Annotated in this window: 28 protein-coding genes; 6 read left to right on the top strand and 22 right to left on the bottom strand. The window is 46.4% G+C overall.

Annotation, left to right across the window (positions count from 1 at the left end; genetic code table 11):
• Window positions 1-67 precede the first annotated feature (67 nt).
• The 9 genes from AC3ITG_RS09600 to AC3ITG_RS09560 form a co-directional block, all read right to left on the bottom strand.
• Entirely contained in the window at window positions 68-199 is a 132-nt protein-coding gene (locus AC3ITG_RS09600) for a YjcZ family sporulation protein (RefSeq protein ID WP_489253571.1), read from the bottom strand.
• A gap of 142 nt (window positions 200-341) precedes the next feature.
• Window positions 342-1061, bottom strand: a complete 720-nt coding sequence (locus AC3ITG_RS09595) for a M23 family metallopeptidase (protein WP_489253570.1) — start codon at window positions 1059-1061, stop codon at window positions 342-344.
• Window positions 1062-1305: 244 nt separating this feature from the next.
• Window positions 1306-2703, bottom strand: coding sequence for a Fe-S cluster assembly protein SufB (gene sufB / locus AC3ITG_RS09590; protein WP_024629097.1), 1398 nt, complete (start codon window positions 2701-2703; stop codon window positions 1306-1308).
• 20 nt (window positions 2704-2723) lie between these two features.
• The gene (gene sufU, locus AC3ITG_RS09585; RefSeq protein ID WP_063564289.1) at window positions 2724-3155 is read right to left on the bottom strand and encodes a Fe-S cluster assembly sulfur transfer protein SufU; all 432 of its coding nucleotides are present in this window, start codon (window positions 3153-3155) and stop codon (window positions 2724-2726) included.
• Window positions 3145-4365 carry a cysteine desulfurase gene (locus AC3ITG_RS09580; protein ID WP_090895337.1) on the bottom strand — a complete coding sequence of 407 codons (1221 nt, stop codon included), beginning with the start codon at window positions 4363-4365 and terminating at the stop codon, window positions 3145-3147. The genes sufU and AC3ITG_RS09580 overlap by 11 nt, the downstream gene beginning before the upstream one ends.
• Complete coding sequence (sufD, locus tag AC3ITG_RS09575) at window positions 4362-5666, bottom strand: Fe-S cluster assembly protein SufD (protein WP_489253569.1); 1305 nt, start codon at window positions 5664-5666, stop codon at window positions 4362-4364. The genes AC3ITG_RS09580 and sufD overlap by 4 nt, the downstream gene beginning before the upstream one ends.
• Window positions 5667-5690: 24 nt before the next feature.
• Window positions 5691-6470 carry a Fe-S cluster assembly ATPase SufC gene (gene sufC / locus AC3ITG_RS09570; RefSeq protein ID WP_062320002.1) on the bottom strand — a complete coding sequence of 260 codons (780 nt, stop codon included), beginning with the start codon at window positions 6468-6470 and terminating at the stop codon, window positions 5691-5693.
• Window positions 6471-6841: 371 nt separating this feature from the next.
• Window positions 6842-7417, bottom strand: a complete 576-nt coding sequence (locus AC3ITG_RS09565) for a DUF1802 family protein (RefSeq protein WP_413376963.1) — start codon at window positions 7415-7417, stop codon at window positions 6842-6844.
• A gap of 127 nt (window positions 7418-7544) precedes the next feature.
• Window positions 7545-8006 (bottom strand): Dps family protein, encoded by a 462-nt coding sequence (locus tag AC3ITG_RS09560; protein WP_489253568.1) that lies wholly within the window; start codon window positions 8004-8006, stop codon window positions 7545-7547.
• 299 nt (window positions 8007-8305) lie between these two features.
• On the opposite strand from AC3ITG_RS09560, the gene mtnK reads away from it, so the two are divergent.
• Together mtnK and mtnA are read left to right on the top strand one after the other, a co-directional pair.
• Window positions 8306-9523: an S-methyl-5-thioribose kinase gene (gene mtnK / locus AC3ITG_RS09555; protein ID WP_489253567.1), complete on the top strand. Its 1218-nt coding sequence runs from the start codon at window positions 8306-8308 to the stop codon at window positions 9521-9523.
• A gap of 22 nt (window positions 9524-9545) precedes the next feature.
• Complete coding sequence (gene mtnA, locus AC3ITG_RS09550; protein ID WP_489253566.1) at window positions 9546-10619, top strand: S-methyl-5-thioribose-1-phosphate isomerase; 1074 nt, start codon at window positions 9546-9548, stop codon at window positions 10617-10619.
• A gap of 105 nt (window positions 10620-10724) precedes the next feature.
• On the opposite strand, the gene AC3ITG_RS09545 is transcribed toward mtnA, so the two are convergent.
• Window positions 10725-11027, bottom strand: a complete 303-nt coding sequence (locus tag AC3ITG_RS09545; protein ID WP_017689545.1) for a YunC family protein — start codon at window positions 11025-11027, stop codon at window positions 10725-10727.
• A 229-nt stretch (window positions 11028-11256) separates the two neighbouring features.
• Here AC3ITG_RS09545 and AC3ITG_RS09540 point away from each other — a divergent pair, with 229 nt between their 5' ends.
• The gene (locus AC3ITG_RS09540; protein WP_413376957.1) at window positions 11257-11835 is read left to right on the top strand and encodes a hypothetical protein; all 579 of its coding nucleotides are present in this window, start codon (window positions 11257-11259) and stop codon (window positions 11833-11835) included.
• A gap of 146 nt (window positions 11836-11981) precedes the next feature.
• Here the strand turns inward: AC3ITG_RS09540 and AC3ITG_RS09535 are convergent, their stop codons facing one another.
• Window positions 11982-12368, bottom strand: a complete 387-nt coding sequence (locus tag AC3ITG_RS09535) for a DUF423 domain-containing protein (protein WP_489253565.1) — start codon at window positions 12366-12368, stop codon at window positions 11982-11984.
• A 280-nt stretch (window positions 12369-12648) separates the two neighbouring features.
• On the opposite strand from AC3ITG_RS09535, the gene AC3ITG_RS09530 reads away from it, so the two are divergent.
• Together AC3ITG_RS09530 and AC3ITG_RS09525 are read left to right on the top strand one after the other, a co-directional pair.
• Window positions 12649-13125, top strand: coding sequence for a hypothetical protein (locus AC3ITG_RS09530; RefSeq protein ID WP_413376955.1), 477 nt, complete (start codon window positions 12649-12651; stop codon window positions 13123-13125).
• A 121-nt stretch (window positions 13126-13246) separates the two neighbouring features.
• Window positions 13247-14095, top strand: a complete 849-nt coding sequence (locus AC3ITG_RS09525; protein ID WP_489253564.1) for a DegV family protein — start codon at window positions 13247-13249, stop codon at window positions 14093-14095.
• Between the two features lie 135 nt (window positions 14096-14230).
• On the opposite strand, the gene pdaA is transcribed toward AC3ITG_RS09525, so the two are convergent.
• Both pdaA and AC3ITG_RS09515 read right to left on the bottom strand, forming a co-directional pair.
• On the bottom strand, window positions 14231-15010 hold the full coding sequence (gene pdaA, locus AC3ITG_RS09520) for a delta-lactam-biosynthetic de-N-acetylase (protein ID WP_076289863.1): 780 nt from the start codon (window positions 15008-15010) through the stop codon (window positions 14231-14233).
• Window positions 15011-15167: 157 nt separating this feature from the next.
• A complete protein-coding gene (locus tag AC3ITG_RS09515; protein WP_489253563.1) occupies window positions 15168-15566 on the bottom strand; it encodes a hypothetical protein in 399 nt (132 codons plus the stop codon).
• A gap of 147 nt (window positions 15567-15713) precedes the next feature.
• Between AC3ITG_RS09515 and cysC the strand changes: the two genes are divergently transcribed.
• A complete protein-coding gene (gene cysC / locus AC3ITG_RS09510) occupies window positions 15714-16352 on the top strand; it encodes an adenylyl-sulfate kinase (protein WP_489253562.1) in 639 nt (212 codons plus the stop codon).
• Between the two features lie 109 nt (window positions 16353-16461).
• On the opposite strand, the gene AC3ITG_RS09505 is transcribed toward cysC, so the two are convergent.
• From AC3ITG_RS09505 to AC3ITG_RS09465, 9 genes are all read right to left on the bottom strand, one after another.
• Window positions 16462-18363, bottom strand: a complete 1902-nt coding sequence (locus AC3ITG_RS09505; RefSeq protein WP_489253561.1) for an ABC transporter ATP-binding protein — start codon at window positions 18361-18363, stop codon at window positions 16462-16464.
• A 3-nt stretch (window positions 18364-18366) separates the two neighbouring features.
• On the bottom strand, window positions 18367-19563 hold the full coding sequence (locus AC3ITG_RS09500; protein WP_489253560.1) for a nucleotidyltransferase domain-containing protein: 1197 nt from the start codon (window positions 19561-19563) through the stop codon (window positions 18367-18369).
• A complete protein-coding gene (locus tag AC3ITG_RS09495; RefSeq protein ID WP_413376943.1) occupies window positions 19547-20029 on the bottom strand; it encodes a lasso peptide biosynthesis B2 protein in 483 nt (160 codons plus the stop codon). The genes AC3ITG_RS09500 and AC3ITG_RS09495 overlap by 17 nt, the downstream gene beginning before the upstream one ends.
• Window positions 20030-20032: 3 nt before the next feature.
• Window positions 20033-20332 (bottom strand): lasso peptide biosynthesis PqqD family chaperone, encoded by a 300-nt coding sequence (locus tag AC3ITG_RS09490; RefSeq protein ID WP_413376941.1) that lies wholly within the window; start codon window positions 20330-20332, stop codon window positions 20033-20035.
• Window positions 20329-21276, bottom strand: a complete 948-nt coding sequence (locus tag AC3ITG_RS09485) for an aldolase (RefSeq protein WP_489253559.1) — start codon at window positions 21274-21276, stop codon at window positions 20329-20331. Before AC3ITG_RS09485 ends, AC3ITG_RS09490 begins: the two co-directional genes overlap by 4 nt.
• A gap of 143 nt (window positions 21277-21419) precedes the next feature.
• Window positions 21420-21557, bottom strand: coding sequence for a paeninodin family lasso peptide (locus AC3ITG_RS09480; RefSeq protein ID WP_175383968.1), 138 nt, complete (start codon window positions 21555-21557; stop codon window positions 21420-21422).
• A 76-nt stretch (window positions 21558-21633) separates the two neighbouring features.
• Window positions 21634-23565: an asparagine synthase-related protein gene (locus tag AC3ITG_RS09475; protein WP_489253558.1), complete on the bottom strand. Its 1932-nt coding sequence runs from the start codon at window positions 23563-23565 to the stop codon at window positions 21634-21636.
• A complete protein-coding gene (locus AC3ITG_RS09470; RefSeq protein ID WP_489253557.1) occupies window positions 23562-24830 on the bottom strand; it encodes a sulfotransferase family protein in 1269 nt (422 codons plus the stop codon). The genes AC3ITG_RS09475 and AC3ITG_RS09470 overlap by 4 nt, the downstream gene beginning before the upstream one ends.
• A gap of 382 nt (window positions 24831-25212) precedes the next feature.
• Window positions 25213-26553 (bottom strand): MFS transporter, encoded by a 1341-nt coding sequence (locus tag AC3ITG_RS09465; protein ID WP_489253556.1) that lies wholly within the window; start codon window positions 26551-26553, stop codon window positions 25213-25215.
• Window positions 26554-26698: the final 145 nt, after the last annotated feature.

Genomic DNA, 26698 nt, shown 5'->3' with positions numbered 1-26698 from the left:
TATGCACGTGAAAAAAAGGGGAGCCGTTAAGGCTTCCCTTTTTGTATACCGGTTTGTTCATATCAGATTAAATACAGAATGCTTTAGTGATGATAACCAACAGAATGAACAGTACCAAGATCGCACCCGTGTTTGTGAACATATTGTATCCGCCTACGCCGCCTACGTTGCCCCCACAGCCATATCCTACTTCGCTCATGTGATTGCCTCCTCTTCATCAGGTATACCCTAACATATGACGTTTGCGTTGGGATGAACCGGGCGAACTGGAAACATTCAATAAATGGTTGTCTGCCTGCTTTTGCCTAAATCAAGCTTCACGTATACTCCTGATCTGTTCGTTAACTTGAGGAACTGGAAGAGACCTTGATTCCCTTCTCCTTACGATACATGATGACAAGTAATCTCCAAAAGTCATAACTGCCTGTTTCGTTCATTATATATGGTTGGTAGTAATGATAAGCTTCCTCAGCCCAAGATGGACAAGCCATACTGGAAATGCTTTTCTGCTGCTGAATCCAGGCTGACTGGGATTCCAGCATCTTCTCCATCGCTGTTAATCGTGCTCTTTCCTCCATCGTCATTGGCGTCCCCTCCTGTTCTTCAACCGTTGAACTATATTCAGATTGCAAATATATCCCTGGATCAACAACACCATTTTCACTAGCCGTGTATCCATACGAAGGGGAGCTCGTTTTGCGTACCTCATAATGCACATGCGGACCGGTGCTTTCACCCGTGCTCCCCTGGTTGCCAAGAAGCTGTCCTTGTTTCACTTGCTGTCCAACTTTTACTGCAATTCGAGAAAGGTGAGCATAACAATGCAAGTAGCCCCTATGATCCTGTACTGCAACCGTAAGCCCGTAACCGCCGAATCCTGAGCCTGTAGCACCTTCCGCAGAAAAACGTACAGTCCCGTCCATAAATGCATGTATGGGCCCATTCCATGGCTCTGTGACGAGATCGATTCCACGATGAAATGTCTGACCGCCAGAAATAGGATGAATTCGATAGCCAAATGAACTTGTAATCCGATATCCCTTAAACGGATTTATGCTCATGTATTCACATCCTTTTCTATCATTAGATGCTTAAATCTAGTAAATGGCTTGTGCTATTGATCTTATTTTATTACAAATAAACCCAGGATAGAGCATCCGAGCGCATTTCTACTGCAATAAAAAAAGATCGAGGGATGAACTCCCTCGATCTTTCTTGATACGCTATTTAATTCACGTGACACTGATTCAGCATAACTTCGCCACAATCAGAATCGACGTTTCGAAACGGGCCAGGGCAGTTGGATTAACCAATCGACCCTTCCATCTCGAATTTGATCAATCTGTTCATCTCTACCGCATATTCCATCGGCAGTTCCTTCGTGAACGGTTCAATAAAGCCCATGATGATCATCTGTGTTGCTTCTGCATCGGTCAAACCACGGCTCATCAGGTAGAAGAGTTGATCCTCAGACACCTTTGATACCGTAGCTTCATGCTCCAGCATGATGTTATCATTCATGATTTCATTGTAAGGAATCGTATCGGATGTGGACTCGTTATCCAGAATGAGCGTATCACATTTGATATTGGATTTTGCGCCTTCCGCTTGGCGACCAAAGGAAGCCAGACCACGGTAGGTTACTTTACCGCCATGTTTACTGATCGACTTGGATACAATCGTCGATGTTGTATCTGGAGCCAAGTGAATCATTTTCGCGCCTGCATCCTGATGCTGATTTTTACCAGCTACAGCGATGGACAGAACCGAACCTTTAGCACCGCGGCCTTTCAGTACAACTGCTGGATATTTCATCGTCAGTTTGGAACCGATGTTGCCATCGACCCATTCCATCGTTGCATTTTCTTCAGCAACCGCACGTTTCGTAACCAGGTTGTAGATGTTTGGTGCCCAGTTTTGAATCGTTGTATAACGAACACGGGCATTTTTCTTACAGATGATCTCAACAACCGCACTGTGCAGTGAGTTCGTGCTGTAGATTGGAGCTGTACAGCCCTCTACATAGTGAACGAAGCTGTCCTCGTCTGCAATGATGAGTGTACGCTCGAATTGTCCCATATTTTCAGAGTTAATCCGGAAATAGGCTTGCAGAGGCACTTCACATTTTACGCCTTTAGGCACGTAGATGAAGCTTCCTCCGGACCAAACGGCACTGTTCAATGCAGCGAATTTGTTATCTGCTGGTGGAATAACGGTTGCGAAATATTCACGCAGGATTTCTGGATGCTCTCTAAGTGCAGTATCCGTATCCATGAAAATTACGCCCTGATCTTCCAATTCTTTTTGCATGTTGTGGTATACAACCTCGGACTCATACTGAGCCGATACACCTGCGAGGAACTTTTGCTCCGCTTCAGGGATACCCAGTTTATCAAAAGTTTCCTTGATTTCGGAAGGAACCTCTTCCCATGTTTTTCCTTGCTTGTCAGAAGCACGAACATAATACTGAATTTCGTTGAAATCCAATCCGTCGAGGTCTCCGCCCCATTTAGGCATAGGCATCTTTTCGAATTGTTTCAGGGATTTCAAACGGAATTCCAACATCCATTCCGGTTCGTTCTTAATTTTGGAAATCTCGGTAACGACTTCTGCAGTCAGACCTTTACCTGTTTGAAAGATGGATTTGTGCTCATCACGAAAACCATATTTATACTCTTCCATTTCTGGTGCTTTTTTAGCCATCTTGCTCTACCTCCCTATCGTTATTGTACATTGTCCTCTTCGTCAATTCCTTTGCGTAGTGCATTCCAGGCCAATGTGGCACATTTGATGCGTGCAGGGAACTTGTTCACACCGGATAGGGCTTCGAGATCTTCATAATCGTCGAAATCAACTTCTTCCCCTTTCATCAGTGAGGAAAAACGGTTAGCCATGTCGAGTGCCTGATCCATCGTTTTGCCTTTGACTGCCTCGGTCATCATTGATGCCGAGGACATGCTGATGGAACAACCTTCCCCCGTATACTTGGCTTCCTGAACGATTCCGTCTTTCAGCAAAAGTTGCAGTGAAATCCGGTCGCCGCACGTTGGATTGTTCAAATTCACCGTGACAGCTTCATTATCGAACGTTCCGCGGTTCCGCGGGTTTTTGTAGTGGTCCATTATGACACGCCGGTACAGATCATCAAGTTGCATCGCCAAAATACTCCTTTGTCTGGATTAAGGCGCTGACAAGCCGATCCACATCTTGTTCGTTATTGTATAGATAGAAACTGGCACGAGCTGTTGAACTGACTTCAAGCCAACGCATCAGCGGTTGGCAACAGTGGTGTCCGGCACGAATGGCTACGCCACTCGCATCCAGCACAGTTGCCACATCATGCGGGTGTACATCACCGAGGTTAAATGTAACCACTCCGACATGACGCTTAGCTGGCCCATAAATGGTCAGTCCGTCAATCTCGGCCATACGTTCCGTTGCATAAGCTGCCAGCACACTTTCATGATGAGCAATCTCATCCATGCCAATCTGCTCCAGAAAATCGATAGCAGCGCCCAATCCAACCGCACCTGCGATAATCGGTGTTCCCCCTTCGAATTTCCAAGGAAGCTCTTTCCAATTGGATTCATAGAGACCCACATCATCAATCATTTCACCGCCGAACTCAACCGGCTCCATGGACTCCAGCAGCGCCTTTTTGCCGTAAAGTGCACCGATCCCGGTTGGTCCGCACATTTTATGGCCGGATAATGCGTAGAAATCACAGTCCAGATCCTGCACATCTACCTTCATGTGCGGTGTGCTCTGTGCGCCATCCACAACGATGACAGCACCTTTGCGGTGTGCAATTTCAGCGATTTGTTTTACCGGATGAACAACACCCATAACATTGGATACATACGCGATTGCTACAATTTTAGTATTGTTCGTAATCGTCTTCTCCACATCAGCCAAATCAATGTTACCATCCGGCTGAAGCGGAATGTATTTCAATGTCGCTCCCGTTTCCTTGGCTACCTGCTGCCATGGAATCAGATTGCTATGGTGTTCCATCTGCGTAATAACAATTTCGTCACCTTCTTTGCAGACTGCGCGTCCGTAGGACGAAGCCACCAAATTCAGAGCAGTCGTTGTCCCACGGGTGAAAATAATCTCCTGTGTGCGCCGTGCGTTGATAAACTTGGCAACCTTCTCACGTGCGCCTTCATAAGCATCCGTTGCACGGCTTCCAAGCGTATGAACACCACGATGCACATTGGAGTTCTCATATTCATAATAATGTTTAATCGCTTCGATTACAGCCAGCGGCTTCTGGGAAGTCGCTGCGTTATCTAGGTATACGAGCGGGTGTCCGTTGATTTCCTGGTGGAGGATCGGGAACTGCTCGCGGATAGCCGGGTTCATTGTCCCAGTTTCCGTTCGATGAGAGACTGCAATTGGGTACGCAGTGCTTCCAGAGGAATATCCGCCACCACCGGAGCCAGGAACCCGTAAATGATCAGGCGTTCCGCATCCGTACGGTTAATCCCGCGTGACATCAAGTAATGAATTTGCTCCACATTGACTTGACCTACAGAAGCCGCGTGACCTGCTGTTACATCATCCTCATCAATGAGAAGGATTGGGTTGGCGTCTCCACGTGCTTTCGGGCTCAGCATCAGTACTTTCTCTGTTTGCTGTCCGTCCGCTTTGGTAGCGCCTTTCTCAATCTTCGTGATTCCGTTAATGATTGCAGAAGCCTCTTCACGCATAACTGCACGTGTAATCATCTGACTTGGCGTGTTTTTGCCGAAGTGACGAGCTTCTGTTGTGTAGTTCAGTTTTTGGGAACCGGAACCTACTGCAATCACTTTGGAGTCGGAGCTTGAGCCATTTCCTTTAAGAACCGTCATCGTGTTGCTTGCAGTATCACCGTTGTTCATCTCACCAACGATCCACTCGATCGAACCGTCATTCTCCACCACTGCACGGCGGAAAGATACGTCAGTAACATTCGTGCTCAATTGGTGAACTGATGCGAAACGGACTTTGGCACCAGCTTTCACGAATACTTCCACAACACCGTTATGGAATACAGGTGAGGACAGTTCGCCAGATACATAGTTATCCACATAAGTAACGGAGCTGTTAGACTCAGCAACTACAAGCACGTGAGGTGCAAACGTTGCAGAAGCATCATCTGTGAGCAGTACCGCTTGCAGCGGAACTTCAATTTCTACATTTTTCGGAACATAGAGGAATACCCCACCGTTCCAAAGCGCTGCATGCAGTGCAGCAAGTGAATGCTCATCTGCTTTCACAGCCGTATTCAGATATGGTTTTACCAGATCACTGTGTTCGCGAACTGCTGTAGCCAGATCTGTGAAGATAACTCCTTTTGCTGCAAGATCAGCAGATAACTTGGAATATACCGTACCGGAATTACGCTGGATAACCAGACTGCCTTCCGCTTGGTCCTTAACCAGATCTTTAATGGAAGCTGGTACTTCCTCAAGGGAAGCAATCGCTTCACTAGCTTTATACGTGCCGTACTCGCTGACATTCCAGCGTTCGATTTTTTGTTTTTCCAGTTTGGGAAGCGCAAGCCCACTTGCTAGCTTAAGGGCTTCGAGACGCTGCTCGGTCAACCAGCCGGGTTCATTGTTGCTTTCCGACAAGGCGCGAAGCGCTTCAGATTCAACCGGAAGAATTGTTTGTGTAGTCATTGATTATCCTCCTCCGTTTTGTCTTTACGCTTGACCTACAGTTTCGTCCGTGATTCCCAGCTCTTCTTTAACCCAATCATATCCTTCAGCTTCCAGGCGGTGAGCCAGTTCAGGTCCACCAGACTTCACGATACGACCTTGCATCATTACGTGTACATAGTCAGGAGTAATATAGTTCAACAGGCGTTGGTAGTGAGTGATGATCAGGAAGCCGCGATCTTCGCTCTTCATTGCGTTTACACCGTTTGCCACGATTTTCAGAGCATCGATATCCAGACCGGAGTCGATTTCATCGAGTACTACGATTTTTGGATCAAGCAGCATCATTTGCAGAATCTCGTTCCGTTTTTTCTCACCACCGGAGAAACCTTCATTCAGGTAACGGTGAGCAAATTCAGGATTCATGTCGAGTTCTTTCATTTTACCTTCCATTTGGCGAATGAACTTGATCAGGGAGATCTCGTTGCCTTCACCACGACGTGCGTTGATTGCGCTACGCAGGAAGTCGGAATTCGTTACGCCAGCAATTTCACTCGGGTATTGCATAGCCAGGAACAGACCAGCACGAGCTCGCTCGTCTACAGCCATATCCAGTACATCCTCACCATCAAGTGTAATCGTACCGTCTGTTACTTCATATTTAGGGTGCCCCATAAGTGCAGAAGCCAGTGTTGATTTACCTGTTCCGTTCGGACCCATGATTGCGTGGATTTCTCCACCTTTCATTTCCAGGTTGATGCCTTTCAGGATTTCCTTACCTTCGATCGTCGCTTTCAGACCTTCAATGACGAAATTCGTAGCCATGTGTATTGTTTCCCTCCATTGATTAAATTGATGTTTACTGTCGAAAACGAAAAAGCGCCTATTAATATCTGAACAGGGCTTCCCCTGAATTTCTCCTGTACTCCAATCTCCAAAGCAAGAATCACTTTAGAATAATTCTAAACTGATTCTCAATGATTATCAAGTCATTTCCTAAGAACTCTTGTCCCTTACAGGAAACATTATTCTATTTGATTCTATAATAAAAGCCAGATTGAATCAAATGACAAAACTTCTTCGTCATAAATAGACAGTGAGAAAAATCACAAGGATTCAACCTTTTATCAAATCTGATCCTTTCAACCGAAAAAGGACCTATCCATATCATGGACAAGTCCTTCCGATAAATAACATTACATTTTGAGCATCTCGTTAATCTTCTGTACCTGTTCGTCAAAATCCGCAACGTCCACCACCGGCGTCATTTCGCGCGGCACCGGACCATTCGGAATGGAAATCCATGAACGGCATCCGTTGTATTCAGGTAACACGGGAATCTCCATCGGTTCCTTCAAACGGTACACTCGGAGTATCAATACGTGGAGTGGATCTTTGCGTTTCCACTTTAGGCGGTCTTCGGCAAAATCCGCTGTCCACATATGAAAGTCAAGAAGTCGATCCAGCATCTCCTGATCTCTGATCTCCAAATCCTGTGTCACTTCAGCATATGCTGTGAGATGGATCGTCGAAGCTTCAGGCACCCATTCGGCCAGTGATTCCTCAACATAGAAATGATCAGAGGACTTTATCAGTTCTTTACGCTGATGTTCATAAGTCGGATACAGATAGAACGCTGGACTTTTCAACTCAAAACGTCGGGTTTCCTCCACAATCCCGCCTTTGCGCATCACCATAACCTGGCGACCCGTTTCCAGTGCTTTGATTGCGGAGGCCCATTCTTTTAATGCCGGTATCGTTGTGCCTATCATAAAGTTCTCCTCCCAAAGTCAGTCTTGTCAGCAGTATAGACGCTCGGCGTCATCCTGACAACGTGAAAGAAAGGTTAGAGTAACTGTATGGTTTATAAGCCAACAAACTCGGTAAATGAGGATGGAATTAGCCCAAGAAAGAGCGCAGCATCCACATATGTTTCTCCAGATCAGCTTTGAAGCCTGTCAGCATATCAGATGTTGGTTGGTCTTCCGCAGCGTCTGCCACTTCAATACCTTCCTGGTACTCGTTCGACAATGTAGCAAAATCTTCGATCAGATTCTGTACCATTGTGTTGGCATCTTCGCCACCAGCTGCTTCCTGAATGGAGGAAATCTCCAGATATTCTTTCATCGTAGCCGCTGGGTTACCTTTGAGGGTAAGAATACGTTCAGCAATTTCATCCATTTGTACAGTCACTTCATTGTAGAATTCTTCGAATTTTACGTGCAGTGTGAAAAAGTTAGGTCCTTTTACATACCAGTGATAGTTATGGATTTTAACATACAGGACGTTCAGGTTTGCCACCTGACGATTAAGTACTTGTTCCACCGATTTTGCTTGATCTGTTTTGTTTTTTGTAGCCATCTTAATCCCATCCTTTTATTATAAAATTAGTCTGACATTCACTATAAGCAGGGTACCCTGCCGTAAATGACAGAGATTTAACATTTCGGCACCACCCAGTGGTGGGGAGCCTTGTCGGCGGTATTTCTGTCAACCGTCCGGCCTATTTGTTTTTACCCGTACACCGGAAGTTCGAAACAAGTCCGGTATAGGCTGTCTCAAAAAAAGGGTACAAAATCACAGTTATTTCCGATATACTGACATATACCAAGCAAAGAAGTGGGTTTTCCTGTTTCTTCATATATATGGAGGTGGCATTCTTGTCCCAATATCACCCTTTTACACCCCAGGATGCAATCGAACTGGCCAAAACATTACCGGGTCCGTTTGCGGCAGATGCGAATCTGGAATGTCGTGAGATCGGTGACGGCAATCTGAATTTGGTCTTCCATATCACGGATCAGAACTCCGATAAAAGTATCATTATCAAACAAGCTCTTCCTTATGCGAAAGTGGTCGGAGAATCATGGCCATTGTCTCTGGTACGTGCCAGAATTGAACGAGAAATCCTACAGGAAGAGTATCGTCTATGTCCGGGAATGGTGCCCGAAGTGTACCATTATGATGATGATCTCGCCTTAACTGTGATGGAAGATTTGAGCGATCATGTGATTATGCGTAAAGGCCTCATCGATGGCGGAACATATCCTCTTTTTGCACAACATATTGGGGAGTTCATGGCAAGAACGCTGTTTTTCACTTCAGATCTTGGCATGAACCAGCAACTGAAGAAAGAAAAACAGGGCAGATTCGTCAATCCGGATCAATGTAAAATAACCGAAGATCTGATCTTTGATGAACCGTATCGCATTGCGGAGAAAAATAATTATGAGGCTGCCATTGAAGATGAAGCGGAAGCACTTCGTACAGATGGAGAACTTCATCTTGAAGTAGCCTTGCTGCGCGAGAAATTTCTCACCCATGGTCAAGCTCTACTTCATGGTGATTTGCACACAGGCAGTATTTTTGTCACACCTGAATCCACCAAAGTCATTGATCCCGAATTTGCCTATTTCGGCCCAATGGGATTTGATGTAGGAGCCGTGCTTGCCAATCTGCTTCTCCACTACGCTTCGCTGCCAGGTCGAATTCAGGATCAGACGGCTCTTCATGAACGTGAAACGATTTTGCTGGATATGGTTCGTGACGTATGGACTGAATTTGAATCCCGCTTCCGTGCTCTGTGGACTTCCGATCTGGTAGATCCTATGGCTAAGGCGCCTGGATACGAAGATCTTTATGTACAACAATTATTCAGAGATTCTGCTGGCTTTGCTGGCGCGAAAATGGTCCGCCGTATTGTCGGACTTGCGCATGTCGCAGATATCGATACGATTGATGATGCGACACAACGTGAACGTGCTCAGCGCAAAGCGCTGGCGATCGGTAAAGCACTCATCAAACGTAATCGCAATCTGAATACCATTGGTGAACTTCTAGATACAGTAGCTACTGCGGTTACTTCTATTAAAGCTTAACTCAAGGAACGGAGGAACATCCATGACAACCCCTGAACATCAGCCTCTGTCCTCCCTTATATGGAAACAGGACAAGCTTGAAATGCTTGACCAGCGTCTGCTGCCTGAAACGATTCTGATGCTGAAACTGTACACGCCCGAGGAAGTATGGGAATCCATCCACTCGATGAAAGTACGCGGTGCTCCTGCAATCGGGATCGCTGCTGCATTCGGCGTCGTGCTCGGTGCCAAGGCATATGACGGACTTGCCGTACAAGGCTGGTTGGACCATGTAAAATCCATCTGTGCTCATCTTGCCACTTCCCGTCCAACGGCTGTGAACTTGTTCTGGGCGTTGGATCGTATGATGCAAAAAGCCAGTAACCTTGCTGAATCCGGTGCAAACATCGAAGATAGCAATGCTGCTCTTGAAGCGGAAGCTCTCTTGATTCAAAAAGAAGACGAAGAAGTTTGCCGCCTTATCGGTGAAAACGCTCTTCCTTTGTTCGCAGACGGTATGGGTGTACTTACACACTGTAATGCAGGCGGACTTGCGACCGCAAAATACGGAACGGCGACTGCACCGATGTACCTCGCTCACGAGCGTGGCATCAACCTGAAAGTATTCGCGGACGAAACGCGTCCTGTCCTTCAGGGTGCACGCCTTACGGCCTTTGAGCTCCAGCAAGCGGGCATTGACGTTACTCTGATCTGCGACAACATGGCAGGCATGGTCATGTCCAAAGGCTGGATTCAGGCAGTTATCGTTGGTACAGACCGCGTCGCTGCCAATGGGGATGTAGCTAACAAAATCGGAACTTACAGCGTAGCGGTCCTTGCCAAAGCGCACAACATTCCCTTCTATGTAGCCAGCCCACTGTCCACCATTGACCTGTCTACGCCATCCGGAGATCTCATTCCGATTGAGGAACGTGCTGCGGAGGAAGTAACTGAAGGTTTTGGCAAACGTACGGCACCACAAGGTGTGAAAGTATTCAACCCGGCGTTTGACGTCACACCTAACGAATATGTAACAGCCATTATTACGGAAAAAGGCGTCGTTCGCGCTCCTTTCAAAGAGAATCTGGCTGCCTTGTTTGCTAAGGATGAAGCTTAATTAGTGGAAGCATGTTTTAGCGTTTGATATAGGATGGGTATATGTAAATTAAAGAGAGGGCTTCCCAGTGAGGGAGCCCTTTTTTAATCGCCTAATATTCAGGGATTAGATCATCTTGAGCAATGCTTCTACACCCGTCATGCCAACCGTAATGCCCATAGCCTCGGCTTCCGTGGTTACCGACTCCATAGGTGCATGCAGCAACTGTTCCAATGTGCGCACGCCAACCGCCCGAGCTGCAATAATTTTGCGATCCCCAAGCTTCTCATTAAGTAATCCCACATCGAGTGCTCCGCACATGATATATCCTTTGGATGTATTAATCGTCAATAATGTCGTTTTGGGCAGCTTAACCTCTACCCCGACCAACACATGCTCTCCAACCACAATCGGCTCCATCGTCACCATAATTTCCCGATACACCTCCTCTTCCACAGGTCACGATAATTGTATGCCTCATTCCAGATAGCCGTGTGGACACCTGCGGAAAAGAGCTTGAAATACATATGTTTTGCTACAAGTCGTCAATATAGCGACCCATTTTCTATGTCTCCAGCACTATGATTATTGCCTTTTTAATGATATAGTGTATTGAAGCATGTTTTTGCTGACATATCTTTTAACGGGGCTGGGATGAATGAAAGAAACCTTATCCAACGAAGAAGAAATCGGCTTTTTATTCAATGTCGATATTCTTATTAAGAGCCGCTCGAATGCATTGGCACTGCAGTCCCTGTTGGAGTTCATAAACAAAGAGGAACAAATTGCGGACTTCCGGATTCAATCCGGCATAGAGCTTGGCAAAATTATTGAAGTGACACTGCAGTCCAAAAAGGACTCATTCGCCTTTCTTCATAAAGAAAGAAAAAAATCACAATCCAATGCAAGACAGAAGAACTCTTCACTAAATCAAGCGACGGCTTCAACCGTTCCAGTCAAACCACAAAGTGAAATCGAAACACCTGCTTCCCAGAAAGCTCCTTCAACCGAAGCATCCAACACTACCAACGGAAATTCATTCGATGTATGGATTGATACCCTTATCAAAGAAAACCGTCTTACTCGGATCGTTGTGAACAACAAAAACGGTAGGCATCAGAGCATTCCATGCCGAATATTGAATTTTGATCGGGATACCAGCATTGTAAGCGTCTACCATGTGGATGAAAAACAAGTGTATACGTTCCGAACCAATGAAATTGATGAGTTTCTTTAACTCAATGTGCATTCAAACAAAAAGCAACTTACGGGGGAATTCCATAACATTTCCCAGGCAAGTTGCTTTTTTTAGGTGTTCATTCATGTAACAATGAACTGGTACATCGTAAGTTATCCATAACTATGCCCATCCATTGTAAATCATCATGAGCGATCTTTTCCCCGCTGCCATACGTCTATTGCTAATAACAACCAGCCGACAATAAAGGCTACCCCGCCGATTGGCGTGATGGCTCCCAATATTTTAATACCTGAAATACTCAGTACGTACAGACTGCCTGAGAATATGATAATTCCAATAAACAGCAGGCGTGCTGCCCACTTGAGCTTGGTGGACGGTCCAAGTTGACCCGCTGTAAGACCAATGATCAGCAGTCCGATTGCATGTATCATGTGGTACTGCACTCCGGTTTCATACACGGCTATGGCGTCTGCACCAATTTTCTCCTTTAGCATATGTGCACCAAACGCACCAATAGCTACAGAAAGCATTGTCAGTACAGCACCAAGCATCATCCATTTCCGTTGCATTTGCCTTCTCTCCCTTAATTCATCTCTCAACTATTCATTTTAGCGAATCCTTGCAGTGTTTACCAGCCAGCTCCGATGCGGAAGGCATTTATATGTCTGGTTATATATACTTTGCTTCGCTTTTGCCTCAAAATCGACGAAAAATGGCGTTAAACCTTGATTTTTATCGATTTTTATGGAAAAGTAAAAAGGAATGCCTTCATTCTCTTGATGAGAATCATAATACCCGGATTAGGTTAATTACACTCATGACCACGATTAAGGGAGGGATAAACCATTTATGGATAATCAAAATAACCAGAATAACCATCATCCTTATCAATCCGGTTCCGCTACGGATTATTCAGATCCCAATCATGATAATCTGTATACACCTTACCCCTCCGCCCTTGAAGATCCATCCATGGGTCGATTGAAACACTCTGGGCCTGGTATTGCAAGTTTTGTGATTGGATTGGTCTCGATCATTGGTTACATGCTGACTTTTTTTATTGCCACAATGGCTATAAACAGTTCAATTGGCGTTGTAACCACACCGATCCAAGTAGAGGAGATTGCATTACATCCAGCAGTTGTTCTGGCTTCTCTGGCTGTTCTAGTTTGCCTGATTCTTAATCTGGCCGGAATCATTCTCGGCGTGATTGGGCTTATTCTCAAAAATCGAAAAAAAGTCTTTGCTATTATTGGAACCATTCTCAGTGGAGCCATGATCCTGGCGTTTGCAGGGCTTATTATTGCAGGTATCTATATGATGTAGAAGCGTATATCCGCTTCACATTCATTTCTCAAAAAACGATAATGAAATAACACTAATCCATCTCAACTTGATTTATTTGATCCATCCTATTGCCAAATTTTCGTATCCAAAGGAGATTGACATGTCACGAATCAAAATTTTCACGGACAGCACAAGTGATCTGGCCCCAGCATGGATCCAGCAGCACGATATCGGTATCATCCCTTTATATGTCGTGTTCGGTGAGGAATCACTGAAGGACGGTGCTGAAATTAAGCCGGAGCAGCTCTATGAACGTGTAAGCAGGGATGGGCGTCTGCCCAAAACGGCAGCACCTTCACCTGCGGATTTCATGACGGCATTTCAACCTTACATAGAACAAGGGTATGATATCTTATATATCAGCTTGTCCTCTGAACTTTCGTCAACTTACCAAAATGCAAGATTGGCCAGTTCCGAGTTTCCGGAAGGTCGCATCTCTGTCGTAGATTCTCTGAATCTTTCTTCCGGAATTGCTCTGATGGTCATGAAGGCAGTTCATGCAGCAGAAAAAGGGCAGAGCCTGACGGAGATTACACATCTCGTTGAAGCCATCAAACCGAATGTGCGAACTGAGTTTGTCATCGATACGTTGGAGTATCTGTACAAAGGTGGACGCTGCTCTGGCATGCAAAACCTGATTGGCAGTCTGCTGAAAATTCGCCCCGTCATTCGAGTAGCCGATGGCAAGATGTCACCTGCGTACAAGGTGCGTGGCAAACGGGAAAAGGCGCTGGAACAAATGCTGCAAAACACACTTAACCATAAGGAACAGATCGACCGTGATCTCGTTATCGTCGTGCATACCATGGCCGAGGAAGACGCGCTTAATTTGCAAAAGTCTCTGCAGGAGCAGACTGGAGCACGAGTGGAATTAACTACGGCTGGTTGCGTTATATGTAGTCATTGTGGTCCCAAAACGATCGGTATCATTTATAACACGGTTCTATAAAAGGCCTCTCATCACAAAGCATGTTTCCTTAATGATTAGAATCATGTCTGCTGATACCATCAAAGACCAAGCCAAAAAGGGCATCCCAAGCTACCGTAGCTCAGGATGCCCTTTTTCTATTGTAAACATGTAAAATTAATAACTTTTTGTTTTCAGGTCATTTAAACTTTTGAACGCATATCCTTGCTTACGTGCCTCATCAATGATAGAAGCTAGCGCCTCCGTGTTATCCTTAGACACAGAGTGAAGCAGAATGACTGCTCCCGGATGAAGCTGTTTCAGAACTTGCTGACGTGCATATTCTGTCCCACGCTGCACTTTGGTATCCCAATCTTTATAGGCAACGGACCAAAATACATTAACGTAACCTTGGGCGTGACTCTCTGCAAGCGTCCGATTATTAAAAATGCCACGTGGTGGCCGCAAGAAGGTCGCTTGCTGTCCAGTCAACCGATTGACCTCAGATCGTACCTGATCAAGCTCTGTTCTTATTTTTTCATTGGAAACTCGGGTCATATCGGGATGGCTCCAGGAGTGGTTACCCACAATATGGCCTTCTGCCGACATTCGCTTCACCAATTCAGGCTGGTCTTTCAGATAATGTCCGGTGACAAAAAAAGCAGCTGGCACTTTCTTGTCGCGCAGAACATCCAATATAGCTGGCGTAAACCCATTTTCATATCCGTTATCAAACGTAAGATACAGCTCTTTCTGTTTTGTATCCCCCAGGAAAATGGCATCGTTATGCTGCAATATCTCCTTAAATCCTTCCTGATCAATGGAAGGCAACTGGCCGTTTTGGCTCTTTTTGAAGCCAAAATGATAAGCTCCATTTATTGGCGATGCTTCAGTATGTGCCGGTAATATACCGAACGTCAATACAGCCAGCAGCATGTAAAGAACCATTCGCTTCATTGCTATCCGCTCCTGTTCCTGAAAAATTCGGTTTGTCGTTTCCTATCACGAACACCTTCAGGTAATATGCCACAGGAACAGCTAATGTATGTAAATTCCGATTACAGATCGCTTCACATACTTACACACCATGGAGCCCCAGTTCTCATTTCTTCGTTCAATACCGTTTATTATCTCGCTCGGGATGATGAAACAATTCAAGTAAGGTCTGAGGTTTTCCACTGGAAGCCAACCATTCTCTAACCATCTCTATTGCACGTGTCTGACCATCACCACTATCCCGCCAGGTTAGCAGCTCAATTACTTTAATAATCAGGGCAGACATATTATGATTATCATGTTCAGAGCGATCTGCGCGCAATTTATGATATAGGGCCTCCTGCTCCCAATCAAGCAAAATCTCGTCACCAATGGTAGGTTTCAACAATGTGTATGCTCTACCACATCCTGAACAGCGAACCGCACTGACCTGCTCTTGAGCAAAGATTGCCCGAATATCCTGATCGCAATCCGCGCACTGGAAATATACCTGTATGTTGTGTATGTTATTGTTCATGTTGGTCTTCCTCCTGCTATGTATGTACTAATTCTATACCCGAATTGTCGTTGATTCACGCTAAATTTCGCCAAATTCAGAAGGTGCTATAATCTTGTAAATATGTTAAAATATTATACATATCATAAGTAGGAAGAGGCGGATATCATGTCAAAGGAAGAGCGTAACATTACCTGGCAGCAATCCAGCTTAAACAGGCAGGACAGGGAAAAACATAACGGTCATCGCAGTCGTGCTTTATGGTTCACCGGCTTATCCGGCGCAGGAAAATCCTCGCTTGCATTTGCCCTAGAGCAGTATCTGTACGAAAAAGGAGTTCATTGTTACGTACTAGATGGGGATAACGTACGTCATGGACTGAATCGGGATCTAGGCTTCACGGCCGAGGATCGGCAAGAAAATCTGCGCCGGATTGGTGAAGTATCCAAGTTGATGGTAGATGCCGGTTTATTTGTTCTTTCCGCCTTTATCTCGCCAGATGCACAAGATCGGAATAAGGTTAGACAGCTCTTTGAAGCTGATGATTTCATTGAAATTTATGTACGTTGTTCGATCGAAGAGTGCGAACGACGTGATCCGAAGGGACTCTACAAAAAGGCGCGCAGCGGTGCCATTCCACATTTCACAGGGATTTCTGCCCCTTATGATATTCCAGAAGATCCTACATTGATCATTGATACTGAAGAGCTGTCCATCGAAGAAGCCGTGCATGAAATTGTGCAGCATCTGGAACGTGTTGGTGCTTTTCATCTTCCGAAGCCTGTTAGCAATGCCATCGTTCACTAAATGAAAATGGCAAATCATATTGATTACTTTCCTAATACACATAGATCAAAGGCGCTGCCTCAAATGGCGCGCCTTTTTGCTTTGTTCATTTCGGGATTTACCGAGAGATTCATTGCCCCACCACACCTGCCTGCATATTCAACAGTTTGCTGAACGTGCCTACCGGATCAGTAGATAATTGCTGATAGCCCCCTTGTTGGATAACCCGGCCCTCATCCAATACAATCACTCGATCCGCTGTTCGAATGGTGGATAATCGGTGGGCGATAACAATAACAGTGACATGCCCTTTCAGGCGCTCAAGGGCCTCATGAATGTGCTGTTCGTTCTCACTATCCAGCGCACTCGTCGCCTCATCCAATACCAATACAGAAGGGTTTCGAAGCATCGCGCGGGCAAGCACCAAACGCTGACGTTCACCGCCGGACAAGCGGATGCCGCGATCACCGATAATGGTATCCAGTCCTTGCGGAAGTTTGCGGACAAATGTTGCAGACGAAGAGAACTGTAATGCATGCCACATCTGTTCCTCACTGGCATTTGGGTCAACCAGACGCAAATTTTCACGAATGCTCGTATGGAACAGAAAAGGGTCCTGAGAGACATATCCGATTGAACTTCTCCAGGCTAACAATCGATTTTCGGTTAACGGCACCCCATCCACCAAAATCTGACCGCTCTCCGGACGAATGAGTCCCATAATCAGATCAATCATCGTGCTCTTCCCAGCTCCCGACTTGCCTACAATGGCCGTCATGCCTTTCGCAGGGATGGATGCATACGCTTCGAATAACGAGTAGATATCGCTGCCTTCGTAGCGATAATTGACTTGCTGACACTCTATGGATTCCTTAAGCAACAAGGGTTCAATGGGCCGAACACTGCCATCTTCCTGCTCATTTAGCTTGGCCTGGGCCTTCATTCTAACCGAACGAGGACCGGGAACCGTTAACTCCTCATCATATGGTTCACCAGCATTAACCATTTTTTCGCTAATCTCACGGCTTTTCTCGGTCTCTGTCTGTAACTCTCTCACAATCTGAAACGCGGGCAGCATCGAACTCATATACTCCAGATTGGACTGAATGGACGTGAATCGTGGCCACAACCGTGAAAAAATCAGAATGATGAGCAACAAACTTGCCGGAGGTACAGCGAGCACATGCAGGGATAAATAGATAAAAGCAGCAATAATGACAGCCGCCGATATTCGATGAATCAATTGTGTGCCACTGTTCAACTGGCTGAACTGAATCACGTTACGTTCTATTCGCCCACACATACGTTCAAACCAGCTAATATGTGATTTTTCGAGCATATTGCTCTTAATATCCTTGATTCCGTTAAAGTGCTCTGTAATACCGTTATAATAGCTCTGGGAATATTCCGACGTCTGATCCCCAATCTGTTTTGCCCGTTTCACGAATTTTCTCAAGACAATAAACAATACCAATCCGCAGACCAGGACAAGGGTGGTTAACTTGGCAGACAACCAGAAGGCCAGGCCGATTTGAATGCCGGTGAAGATCAAGGAAGCCGCCATTTGCAGCATAATATTCGTTCCCTGACTGACACGGGCAAGTTCGGTCGTTAATATATGATTAAAATCGGATTTTCGTTTTTGGAGAAAAAAAGACCACTGCGCCATAATGATGGCACGATAGGTTTCCATGCGCAGCGTTCGAACAAATTGCTGCTGAATTCGAGTGTTGCGAATTGTCTGAAGACGTTGTAGCCACGCCTGTCCAGAGACAATGAGGACAAAGGCCAACAGTACCAGCAGCAGCCGGCCATTTTCCGGAAAACGATTTAAAAATTCTGATATCCAGGGTAAGTGCAGACCTGTTGGACCCATTTCAAAAATACCAATAAGACTTAACATCGGAACGAGCATATATATGCCGATTCCTTCCATCAGACTGATGCAGATCATGCCCAGCAGGTTCCAATATAACACTGGGCCCGTTACACGATGCAGTTTTCGCATAAAAAATTGCATTTCCGAAATCATACGTTATCCCCTCTCCGTCATCGTGTTCCTTTTGATTCGCCGCCAGAACCAGAGAAAGGGACGTAACGGAAAATACAAAAAATGCAGTGAACGCGGAAGCGGCAGTTGGTCTACATCCCAGGTACTCGGATACAAACGTTCGATAAAGAAAAACAGCTTCTGCCTTGTGCTTCGCAGTGCGAACAGATAGGAACGATAACTCTTTACATCTGCCGGGCTCTCAATCATCACATTCATGAACACTACGCCGCGTCTGGCTAATTTCTCTCCCGCACGTTCGTGCGAAGACAACAAAGCAAGATAATTGGCATCCAACGGGGTGTCCATTAATACCGAAGCCAGATGAAGAGCTTGTGAACCGATAGATAATCTACCTTCTGCTTTCAGGCGTCGCTCCACTTTTTTGACATCCAGTGGCATATTGCGAATCATCTGGTCGATATCCAGCAACCAGCGCAGTCTGAACCATCCATGTCTTGCACCGTGCGTCACCAAATATGCCCACAGATCCTCCCTTTCCAGCATACGGACAGGCGTCTGGGTATAGGTGCTGAATCGGCTGCGTTTCCACAGTAATTCAAAATCGGTTTCTCTTCCAGAATCCGGGTTAAGCCGCCAATGGATCTCCACTTGGGTTCTTTTGACCGGGTGTTTGTAACAGATATGATGTTCCCGCCATTTCCAGCTGGCAACGGTCGGTGTTCGCTTGCCTTCCTTCGATTCATAACCAAGCGATTCCAGGATCTCTTCCGCGGACTCCACATCATCAAAGGGAATGAGAATATCCAGATCTTTAGAGGTCCGCAAGGAAATATCTCCGTATAGATCATGTGCCAGCGCGGGCCCTTTGAGCGTAATATTCCGAATACCTCGTTCACGAAAAGCACCACACACCTGCTCCATCTCGGCTGTCAGATGTAACATGCGGAACGTATTGGCTGTATATTGCTGCCTCAGGTTTTCCACTACAAAAGCGGGAATAACCGCTGAGTCCAACTCTTTTATTTTCAGATAGAGAACAGAGTACAGTCGATGATGATGAGCGAGCTGCAAAAAGAGCTGCCAGTCCATGTCCTTCATCCGTATTTTGGCGTCCTCAGGGGTTATTGCTGTTAGATCGCCTTTCATCATGCTCAAAATCAGCTTAAGCTCCTGTGGAAATTCCGCTGTATATTGTTCCCACTCATGTATCGTAGACAATCTCCCCAGCTCCCTTCTCAGGACACCGCTTGCCAAACACGCCGACAACCGTATATTGGTCCATTGTATCTGCTCCAGTCACAATCAATTTCCCACTTCGTAGCCATGCATGAGCCATCATTTGGCCTTGTTTATTCCGTGCAGTACCCATATATAGAGTACTCTCCACTTTACGGCGTTCCAGCATCTTCATCGCTGCGATTGCCATGACAAGGCAACGACTCTCCCATAATGTATACCTGCTGGCAATGAGTATAGCTTTAGAAATATTTCGAATCGTCGTCACATCACTTCGATTGAGTCCCGTCATCGGCGTTTCGTACATCGGTGTACCGAGACCAGGAGCAATCTTGGCAAAAGGCATCGCCTTAAGTATTCGTGCCCATCCAAGGTGGACATAAGCTTCCCATACCAATCCACGAATTTCACGCGGCAATGAACGATATGCTTTTATTTTTCGCAACATGGTCTACTCTCCGCGGGTAACGTCAATTAATCCTTCATGCGTCAGATGCTCTAGAAATTGCACAACCTGTTCACGGCATATGTCTTGTTCAATCTCATATTCTGAAGCTAACACTTCAACCAATTCGGTCAATGTTCGTTCTTCACTGATCAGATCCCAGATTCGTCCACCCGTGCTGCCCAGATTATAGTACTTGCCGTTATGGATGCTCATCATGACTTTTTCCCCGCCCATGTCACTGACAAGATTGCCTTCCTTACGCAACACACGGTCTTCCCCATTCATTGGCTTCGTTGCTGTCATTGTCCCGTATACACTCCTTTACGTGCATATTCTGTAATCCGGTCAGCCATCTCAAATGCCGTAAAATCAGAGCCTGACCTCGTGATTCTGAAAACTTCAATACCGGCGGACAGCCGTGAGACCGTCTCGAACAGCCATTGTGCCAGACCCTGCCTGGAAACAAGTCCACTACGAAATGTATGAGAGCACAGCATGTGAAGGCGTTCCAATCCGGCAACTTCCTTCAGCTGTACGGGTTTCAGCATTTCTTCCGGTTTCGGATCAAGTTCAAAAACAGCGGCAATCGGAACGGGTCTATCATGAAAATAGTGCTGAACCGGTATCGCGTATTTCGTAATCTCCGCATGAACCGTTGCGTAATCCTGTTCCTTCATACCGAATCCGTCCAGGCTGGGCTGCCATAACTTTTGCTGCGGATAACCTGGTGATACGATTGCTCTTCCTCCTGCATCCCAAGTCAGTGCCACGACATCATCCGTTAAGAGCGGAAAGCCGCGTGAAGCAAGTGCAGCTGATAAAGTGGATTTGCCTGCACCCGAGTGTCCAACAAATGCATAAGCCCAACCATCAATGACTATCGCACTTCCGTGCAGCGGTAGAATGCCGCGCTGCATCATAATGACGGCCATACATGTGCCCAGCACAAATAATCTAACCTTTTTGTCATCTGCTCCCGCTTGAGGGAATACCACGATGCGGCGTCCTTGTTCCACGAGAAACAGACCCGTATCCTCAATCCGAAAAAAAAGACTGCCATTTCGGGATACAAAGTTATCGCTCCCCACATCCCACTCTTCCCACTGTGCCGCCAAATCAGCTATTTCAATGTGTACGTCCGTATGGGCAGTTAGAGAATCTGTACCGCTCTGTACGATTTGGAGTTCAGGCATTGGGATTTGGCTCAACCAACGCAAGCCATACGCTTCATACTGCACAGGCAACAATGAATGACTCCTCCTTCGCAATCTGCATGTAAGTAAAAAAGCCCTTATATTCGCATTGCTCAATATAAGGGCGGAGGCGAAAAGTTGGGATATTACCCTTTCCGCCCTTCTAAGTATGATGGCACATGTTAAAACTAAACAACTTAGGAAGTCGGATCGTAGAGATCAGCATCGTGGACAGTAATCCAGTCGATCTGTCTGTAACCTACTCCTGCCATCGTTTGGTTCACTTCCAATACTTCCAGTGCTGGTGCTTGCCATTCCTTTTTTTCCATTTGCATCGTGTTCACCTCCTCTCATAAGTCAACTAATTAATGAACCTTATCCCGGTTCATATCGCTACACCCACTAGCTACATCAGAACTTTCGGATGAATCGATACACGATCAGGCTATGCATCATCAACCGCAAGTCGGGGTGGGAAGCGAGCTCCGGCCGAGGGTTAGGAAAGTTTGCGAGTGCGGACTTGATTCGCTCTGTGTTCAATATGCCAGCGACCCGGCTGTCAGAACATAACGCACGCAATTCGGCAGTAAAATCGCCCCAATTGGGAATCATGCGGTGCAACCAATCCGCGGGCTGAACACCGCGCACTCGCTGGTTTAACCTCACTTTGTCAGGTAGCTCAGGTGATGTAGCCCGCCGAATCAAGGCACGGTCCGTCCCTTGATTAACATATTGTTCAATCGGTACGGACAGACAGAAACGAATCACTCTGGCGTCACTCGTAGGATCACGCTCCCACGCACGATAACGAAGAGAGCATTTGGTCGCAACAGCACCATTTTTGTTGGCAATGGCCAGGTTGTTGAATTTCTCTGCCCGTACTTTGAGCGCATCTGCCTGAGCACCGCCTTGCAGAACGATAATGGATTTGAGCCGATCCAATACGCCTGTTCGCCTAGCAAACTCCGGATGGATTAACTGCACCGACGCAGCTTGGGCAGCTCCCTTTGACATGGATTTGAACAATTCCGGATACGCTTTACGGCCCGTAATTTTGGCAATTCGTGAGAACTTCATCCCGGTACGTTCACTGTACTGCTGCATTTCCCGGAGCCACCGGAACCAACGTCCGCTTTTTAGCAAACTGGCGTAATAATCAAGTGCTGGGCCCCAGGAGACCGTGAAGTTGCCCCGCGCTCCAGTCAATAGAATGCCTGCATCCTGCTGACTCGCTTTTTCATAAAAACCCCGAATCCAGAATGAGTTCTCAAAGTATTTATAAGGCATTTCCATAATATCAAGCCAGGTGTCCACTTCACTAAGTGGGCTTCTACCCTCAAAATCAAGATAATTCTCCGTGATATTACCGACATGATTAACCGTAGACTGGATAAACGGGCGTTCATCTGCTAACAGTGTTTTCGATGTGTAATCCGTAAAGTCAGACACCGGAACATAGCTGTACGCATTTAATGTTTTCCCTTGACTCCGCAGTGTTCCTGAGGCAAATCCAACCACAGCCCCAGAATCCAGCCCTCCGCTTAAAGCAGCAGCCACCTGTCGATGCGTTCGTAAACGCGATCCAACAGCTTGACCAAATACCTCCCGGAATGCTTCTACATATTCCCCGTCGGACTTGAGTCTTAGAGGCTCCACTTCGTCCCAGCGATGATATTGTTTCTGTTCCATCCTTCCATCCCTGAAACTAAGCGTATGGGCAGGGGGCAGCTGACTCACTCCGCGATAGACGGTAGAATGGATGTCTGCTGAGTCATGCATATCGGGAATGGCAAGAAATTCGGACAACCAGATTTCATCCAGTTCTTTATGTACACCTTCCAATTGCAGCAACGGTTTCATTAAGGTACAGAAGGCAAACCGCTCACCATCATGCCGAAAATAAAAGGATCTCATGCCCGTAATATCTCTGGCAGCGAAGAGTCTACGCTTGCGATCATCCCAGATTGCGAAGGCGAAATCGCCAAGCAGTTTCTCTGCCATATGTTCATCCCACCGCTGATAGGCTCGCAGGATCAGTTCACTATCCGACAATCCGGCTAACTCCGCCCTCGATATGGACAGTTGATCTGCCAGCTGCTCCCGATTATCCAAAATGGCATCCGCCGTGATAGTCAGACCACTCACTTCATCATATAAGGGCAATTGCTCGCTGACTGACTCCGGCGTAATCCACTGGGCGTGACAGCTTAGAAAAGCTTCATTACCTTTCCATACCCCCGTTGTATCCGCCGGAACGTGGCCCAGACTGGCATATAAGCGCCAACTGTCCTCCCATAACGCTTGCTGACCATCGGTGTGAACAATTCCTGCTATAGCGCTCATGACTTTCCTCCCCGGAGTATCTTGCGCTGTGAAGCCCAGGCGCTTATCTGGTTCCCAAACGGAATCAAGGATTTGATACGCTGAATCTTGCTGTGAGCAGAGGCAAGCTGTACCTTCAATCGTTCCCGCTCATTGTACCCTCGCTCCAGCCGATTATCGGCTGCACGTAATGCGGCTTCCAACTGCCTGATCGTTGTCAATGCGGCCAGAGTCGGGTCAATTGCATCAGGTTCATTCGCTGCCTGATTATCCCTGTTTTCATCTGGAGTATTGCTCACTAGGTCTACAGGCTGCATCCGGTAACCTCGCTGCCAGCTGCTGCCCGTTGCTTCGGAGAATTGACGCGTTAGCTTGGATATGACTTCCTCATCCGGGCCAGCTTCGTAACGTACACCCGTCCATTGCTCGGCTTCTTCGAGCTGTTCACTGTATCCCATCCGATGGAACAGATCTGCGCCTATCACCCGGCAATAGAATTCAACTTCCTGTGGATCGAGTATTTTTTTCCAGTTGTTAACAGAATCCTTATGAGCTTCCTGATGCGAGGACAGAAACGGATCACCGACACCCATACTATAGAACATATTGGACTTTGTACTGTCCACAAAGCGTCCATATTGCTCTATTCCCTCTTCATATCCGATGCCAAGAAAACCGCATAACTTTTCCATTTCGTCCCGAGGATTGGAGACAAGTTGTTCGTACTGAACTTCATAGGCATTCGTGTGTTTGTCCGCAAAATAATCGTTCAAACGGAGCATACCCAGTGTGAGATCAACTGCTTTCATATTAAGGTTCGAACTCTGCAAGCTACGAATCAGTTCGAATCCTTCTCCGGTATGGCGGTTTACCTTTTTGTAGGAAGCAGCTATGGCAAGGGGGTTACGCTGGAGATGAATGCGCTTGGACTGTGGAAACAGGCGATCAAGCCATTCCAGCATATAATAGTAACGAGGAGATTTATCTACGATGAAGTCTGCCCCGCTCCCCTCCAGAAATCCGTTATAGATTTCAAGAGCAAAGCTTCTGCACGCCTTCTCAAAACCTTCATCTGATACCATAGCACTGTAAAACTGACGGATAATTGCACTTCCACCATATGGGCGGGAATCAGCCTTCTGCAAATCTACAAGATTCATCAGAAACCACATCTCCTGTGTGGCAAATACACGGCTGTGATTTTGCAGCATCACGGTGGATAGCGAACTTCCACTGCGAGGCACACATAGTAGTAAGACAAGTCCGTTACCATGAACATCTACCAATGGCAGCCTCTCCTCTGTAAAATTAAAATAAGCATGCAGTTGGTATAGCCCTTTATATCAAAATCCGCTAATAATCCTACTTGGGAATAGGTAATATGGATGATGTACTTTCGACAATTTTTAGATACGATATGTATTCATGCTTTTACTCTATGATACAAAATGTATCATGTCAATCTTTTATTTTCACCTTTTCATAATATCTTTCTATCCACTCTATTCTGTTCTCTGTCGTTTAAGCACTTATACTTACTCTATGACCCTTACCATCTATAACTGTTGCATAAACATGAAAAAGCTCCAGAGCAGTTTACGAATAAACAGGCCCACGGAGCTACTATTATTAATGATGAACATTAGACTATAAAACGTTAATAACCACTCATCCAGTCGATCTTGCCTCTGAGCTTTTCCCCGAAATGGGATGATGCATCCAGCCCTGCCCTTCTTCCGGATCAGCCTGAATCGCATCAGACATCCCCTGCTGCACTTTCACAGTCACTAGCACTGCAATCCCCACAGCGAAAAAGAAAATTAGAGACAGAATCCCCCAACGGGTTGACCCTGTTAATTGGCCCACCCAACCAAATACAAACGGCCCAAAAATGGAAGAAAATTTGCCTGTAATATTCACAAATCCAAAATACTCTCCAGTTCTGCCAGCAGGCATCAAATTACTGAACAAGGATCGCGCTGTCGATTGACTTACGCCCTGCACTACGCCAACCAGCCCAGCGAGCAGATAAAAATGGATGGCTGATGTCATGAAATACCCTAAGATAACGATGCATATGTAAATGGACAAGCTTACCATCAACACCTGCTTCGCGCCCCAACGCTGTGCCCATGCCCCCAGCAACAATGTGCAAGGAAACCCGATAAACTGGGTCAGTAACAAGGCCAACATCAGATCTGCTGTCCCGATCCCAATGCTTGTTCCATAAATCGTTGCCATCAGGATAATCGTGTTAATGCCGTCATTGAAAAACCAGAAAGCAACTAGCATGCGCATCAGCTGCGGAAAACGCCGTATCTGGCGAAAAGTTTGGCCAAGTCTGCGTACACCCACACCTGCATACCCTTTCCACGACTTGGGCATATCCGGTGCGGCAGGTCGACGCGGGGCATGGCGGAATAAAGGAATGGAAAATACCAACCACCACAACGCTACGGAGATAAAAGCAAGTCTTGTTCCCGCAAGTGTACTCGCCATCCCAAACCACCCAGGCTGCTGAATCATCAGCATATTGACCGCAAGCAGCAATCCCCCACCAATATAACCATAGGCGTACCCTTTGGAGGAGACCATATCTCTTCGATCGGCTGATACCAGATCAGGCAGCATCGCATCATAGAACGTGTTACCACCCGCAAAACCGATCGTCGAAATGACCAGCAGTGCAGAAGCGAGCAGCCAGTCTCCCTCCCCAATGATGCTGAATCCGAGTGTTGCGACAATGCCAATGATGGAGAATACTCGCAAAAAATCACCTTTACGCCCAGATAAATCCGCTAATGTCCCCAGTAAGGGGGTTAACAGCGCTACACATAGCATGCCGATGGAATGGGTGTACGCCAGATATGATGCTGCGGTATCTGTATCCAGTGTAGCTGCAGCCACAGAGGCGTAGAAGACGGGAAGAACGGCTGCAAGTACCGTCGTCGCATAGGCCGAGTTGGCCCAATCATACATAATCCATGCCTTAACTGCCCGTTTATCCAAATCGTACCCTTCCTTTGCATACATCCCTTTGAGGGATGCCAAGTAAACACCTTGTCCCTATTGTAAAGGAAGTTCGTCACACTTGTTCATCGTTTCTGTAAAAAAGTTCCGGACGATCTGTACAATTTTAGATGATCCTGGAAGG

Source organism: Paenibacillus sp. GL_099_B, from assembly GCF_057835695.1.
This window is presented reverse-complemented; position numbering and strand designations above follow the sequence as displayed.

Bases quoted from the DNA above. Each gene is read 5' to 3' on its own strand.
- AC3ITG_RS09600 (WP_489253571.1), bottom strand. From the start codon at position 199: ATGAGCGAAGTAGGATATGGCTGTGGGGGCAACGTAGGCGGCGTAGGC.
- AC3ITG_RS09595 (WP_489253570.1), bottom strand. From the start codon at position 1,061: ATGAGCATAAATCCGTTTAAGGGATATCGGATTACAAGTTCATTTGGC.
- sufB (WP_024629097.1), bottom strand. From the start codon at position 2,703: ATGGCTAAAAAAGCACCAGAAATGGAAGAGTATAAATATGGTTTTCGT.
- sufU (WP_063564289.1), bottom strand. From the start codon at position 3,155: ATGCAACTTGATGATCTGTACCGGCGTGTCATAATGGACCACTACAAA.
- AC3ITG_RS09580 (WP_090895337.1), bottom strand. From the start codon at position 4,365: ATGAACCCGGCTATCCGCGAGCAGTTCCCGATCCTCCACCAGGAAATC.
- sufD (WP_489253569.1), bottom strand. From the start codon at position 5,666: ATGACTACACAAACAATTCTTCCGGTTGAATCTGAAGCGCTTCGCGCC.
- sufC (WP_062320002.1), bottom strand. From the start codon at position 6,470: ATGGCTACGAATTTCGTCATTGAAGGTCTGAAAGCGACGATCGAAGGT.
- AC3ITG_RS09565 (WP_413376963.1), bottom strand. From the start codon at position 7,417: ATGATAGGCACAACGATACCGGCATTAAAAGAATGGGCCTCCGCAATC.
- AC3ITG_RS09560 (WP_489253568.1), bottom strand. From the start codon at position 8,006: ATGGCTACAAAAAACAAAACAGATCAAGCAAAATCGGTGGAACAAGTA.
- mtnA (WP_489253566.1), top strand. From the start codon at position 9,546: ATGACAACCCCTGAACATCAGCCTCTGTCCTCCCTTATATGGAAACAG.
- AC3ITG_RS09545 (WP_017689545.1), bottom strand. From the start codon at position 11,027: ATGGTGACGATGGAGCCGATTGTGGTTGGAGAGCATGTGTTGGTCGGG.
- AC3ITG_RS09540 (WP_413376957.1), top strand. From the start codon at position 11,257: ATGAAAGAAACCTTATCCAACGAAGAAGAAATCGGCTTTTTATTCAAT.
- AC3ITG_RS09535 (WP_489253565.1), bottom strand. From the start codon at position 12,368: ATGCAACGGAAATGGATGATGCTTGGTGCTGTACTGACAATGCTTTCT.
- AC3ITG_RS09530 (WP_413376955.1), top strand. From the start codon at position 12,649: ATGGATAATCAAAATAACCAGAATAACCATCATCCTTATCAATCCGGT.
- AC3ITG_RS09525 (WP_489253564.1), top strand. From the start codon at position 13,247: ATGTCACGAATCAAAATTTTCACGGACAGCACAAGTGATCTGGCCCCA.
- pdaA (WP_076289863.1), bottom strand. From the start codon at position 15,010: ATGAAGCGAATGGTTCTTTACATGCTGCTGGCTGTATTGACGTTCGGT.
- AC3ITG_RS09515 (WP_489253563.1), bottom strand. From the start codon at position 15,566: ATGAACAATAACATACACAACATACAGGTATATTTCCAGTGCGCGGAT.
- cysC (WP_489253562.1), top strand. From the start codon at position 15,714: ATGTCAAAGGAAGAGCGTAACATTACCTGGCAGCAATCCAGCTTAAAC.
- AC3ITG_RS09505 (WP_489253561.1), bottom strand. From the start codon at position 18,363: ATGATTTCGGAAATGCAATTTTTTATGCGAAAACTGCATCGTGTAACG.
- AC3ITG_RS09495 (WP_413376943.1), bottom strand. From the start codon at position 20,029: ATGTTGCGAAAAATAAAAGCATATCGTTCATTGCCGCGTGAAATTCGT.
- AC3ITG_RS09490 (WP_413376941.1), bottom strand. From the start codon at position 20,332: ATGACAGCAACGAAGCCAATGAATGGGGAAGACCGTGTGTTGCGTAAG.
- AC3ITG_RS09480 (WP_175383968.1), bottom strand. From the start codon at position 21,557: ATGCAAATGGAAAAAAAGGAATGGCAAGCACCAGCACTGGAAGTATTG.
- AC3ITG_RS09475 (WP_489253558.1), bottom strand. From the start codon at position 23,565: ATGAGCGCTATAGCAGGAATTGTTCACACCGATGGTCAGCAAGCGTTA.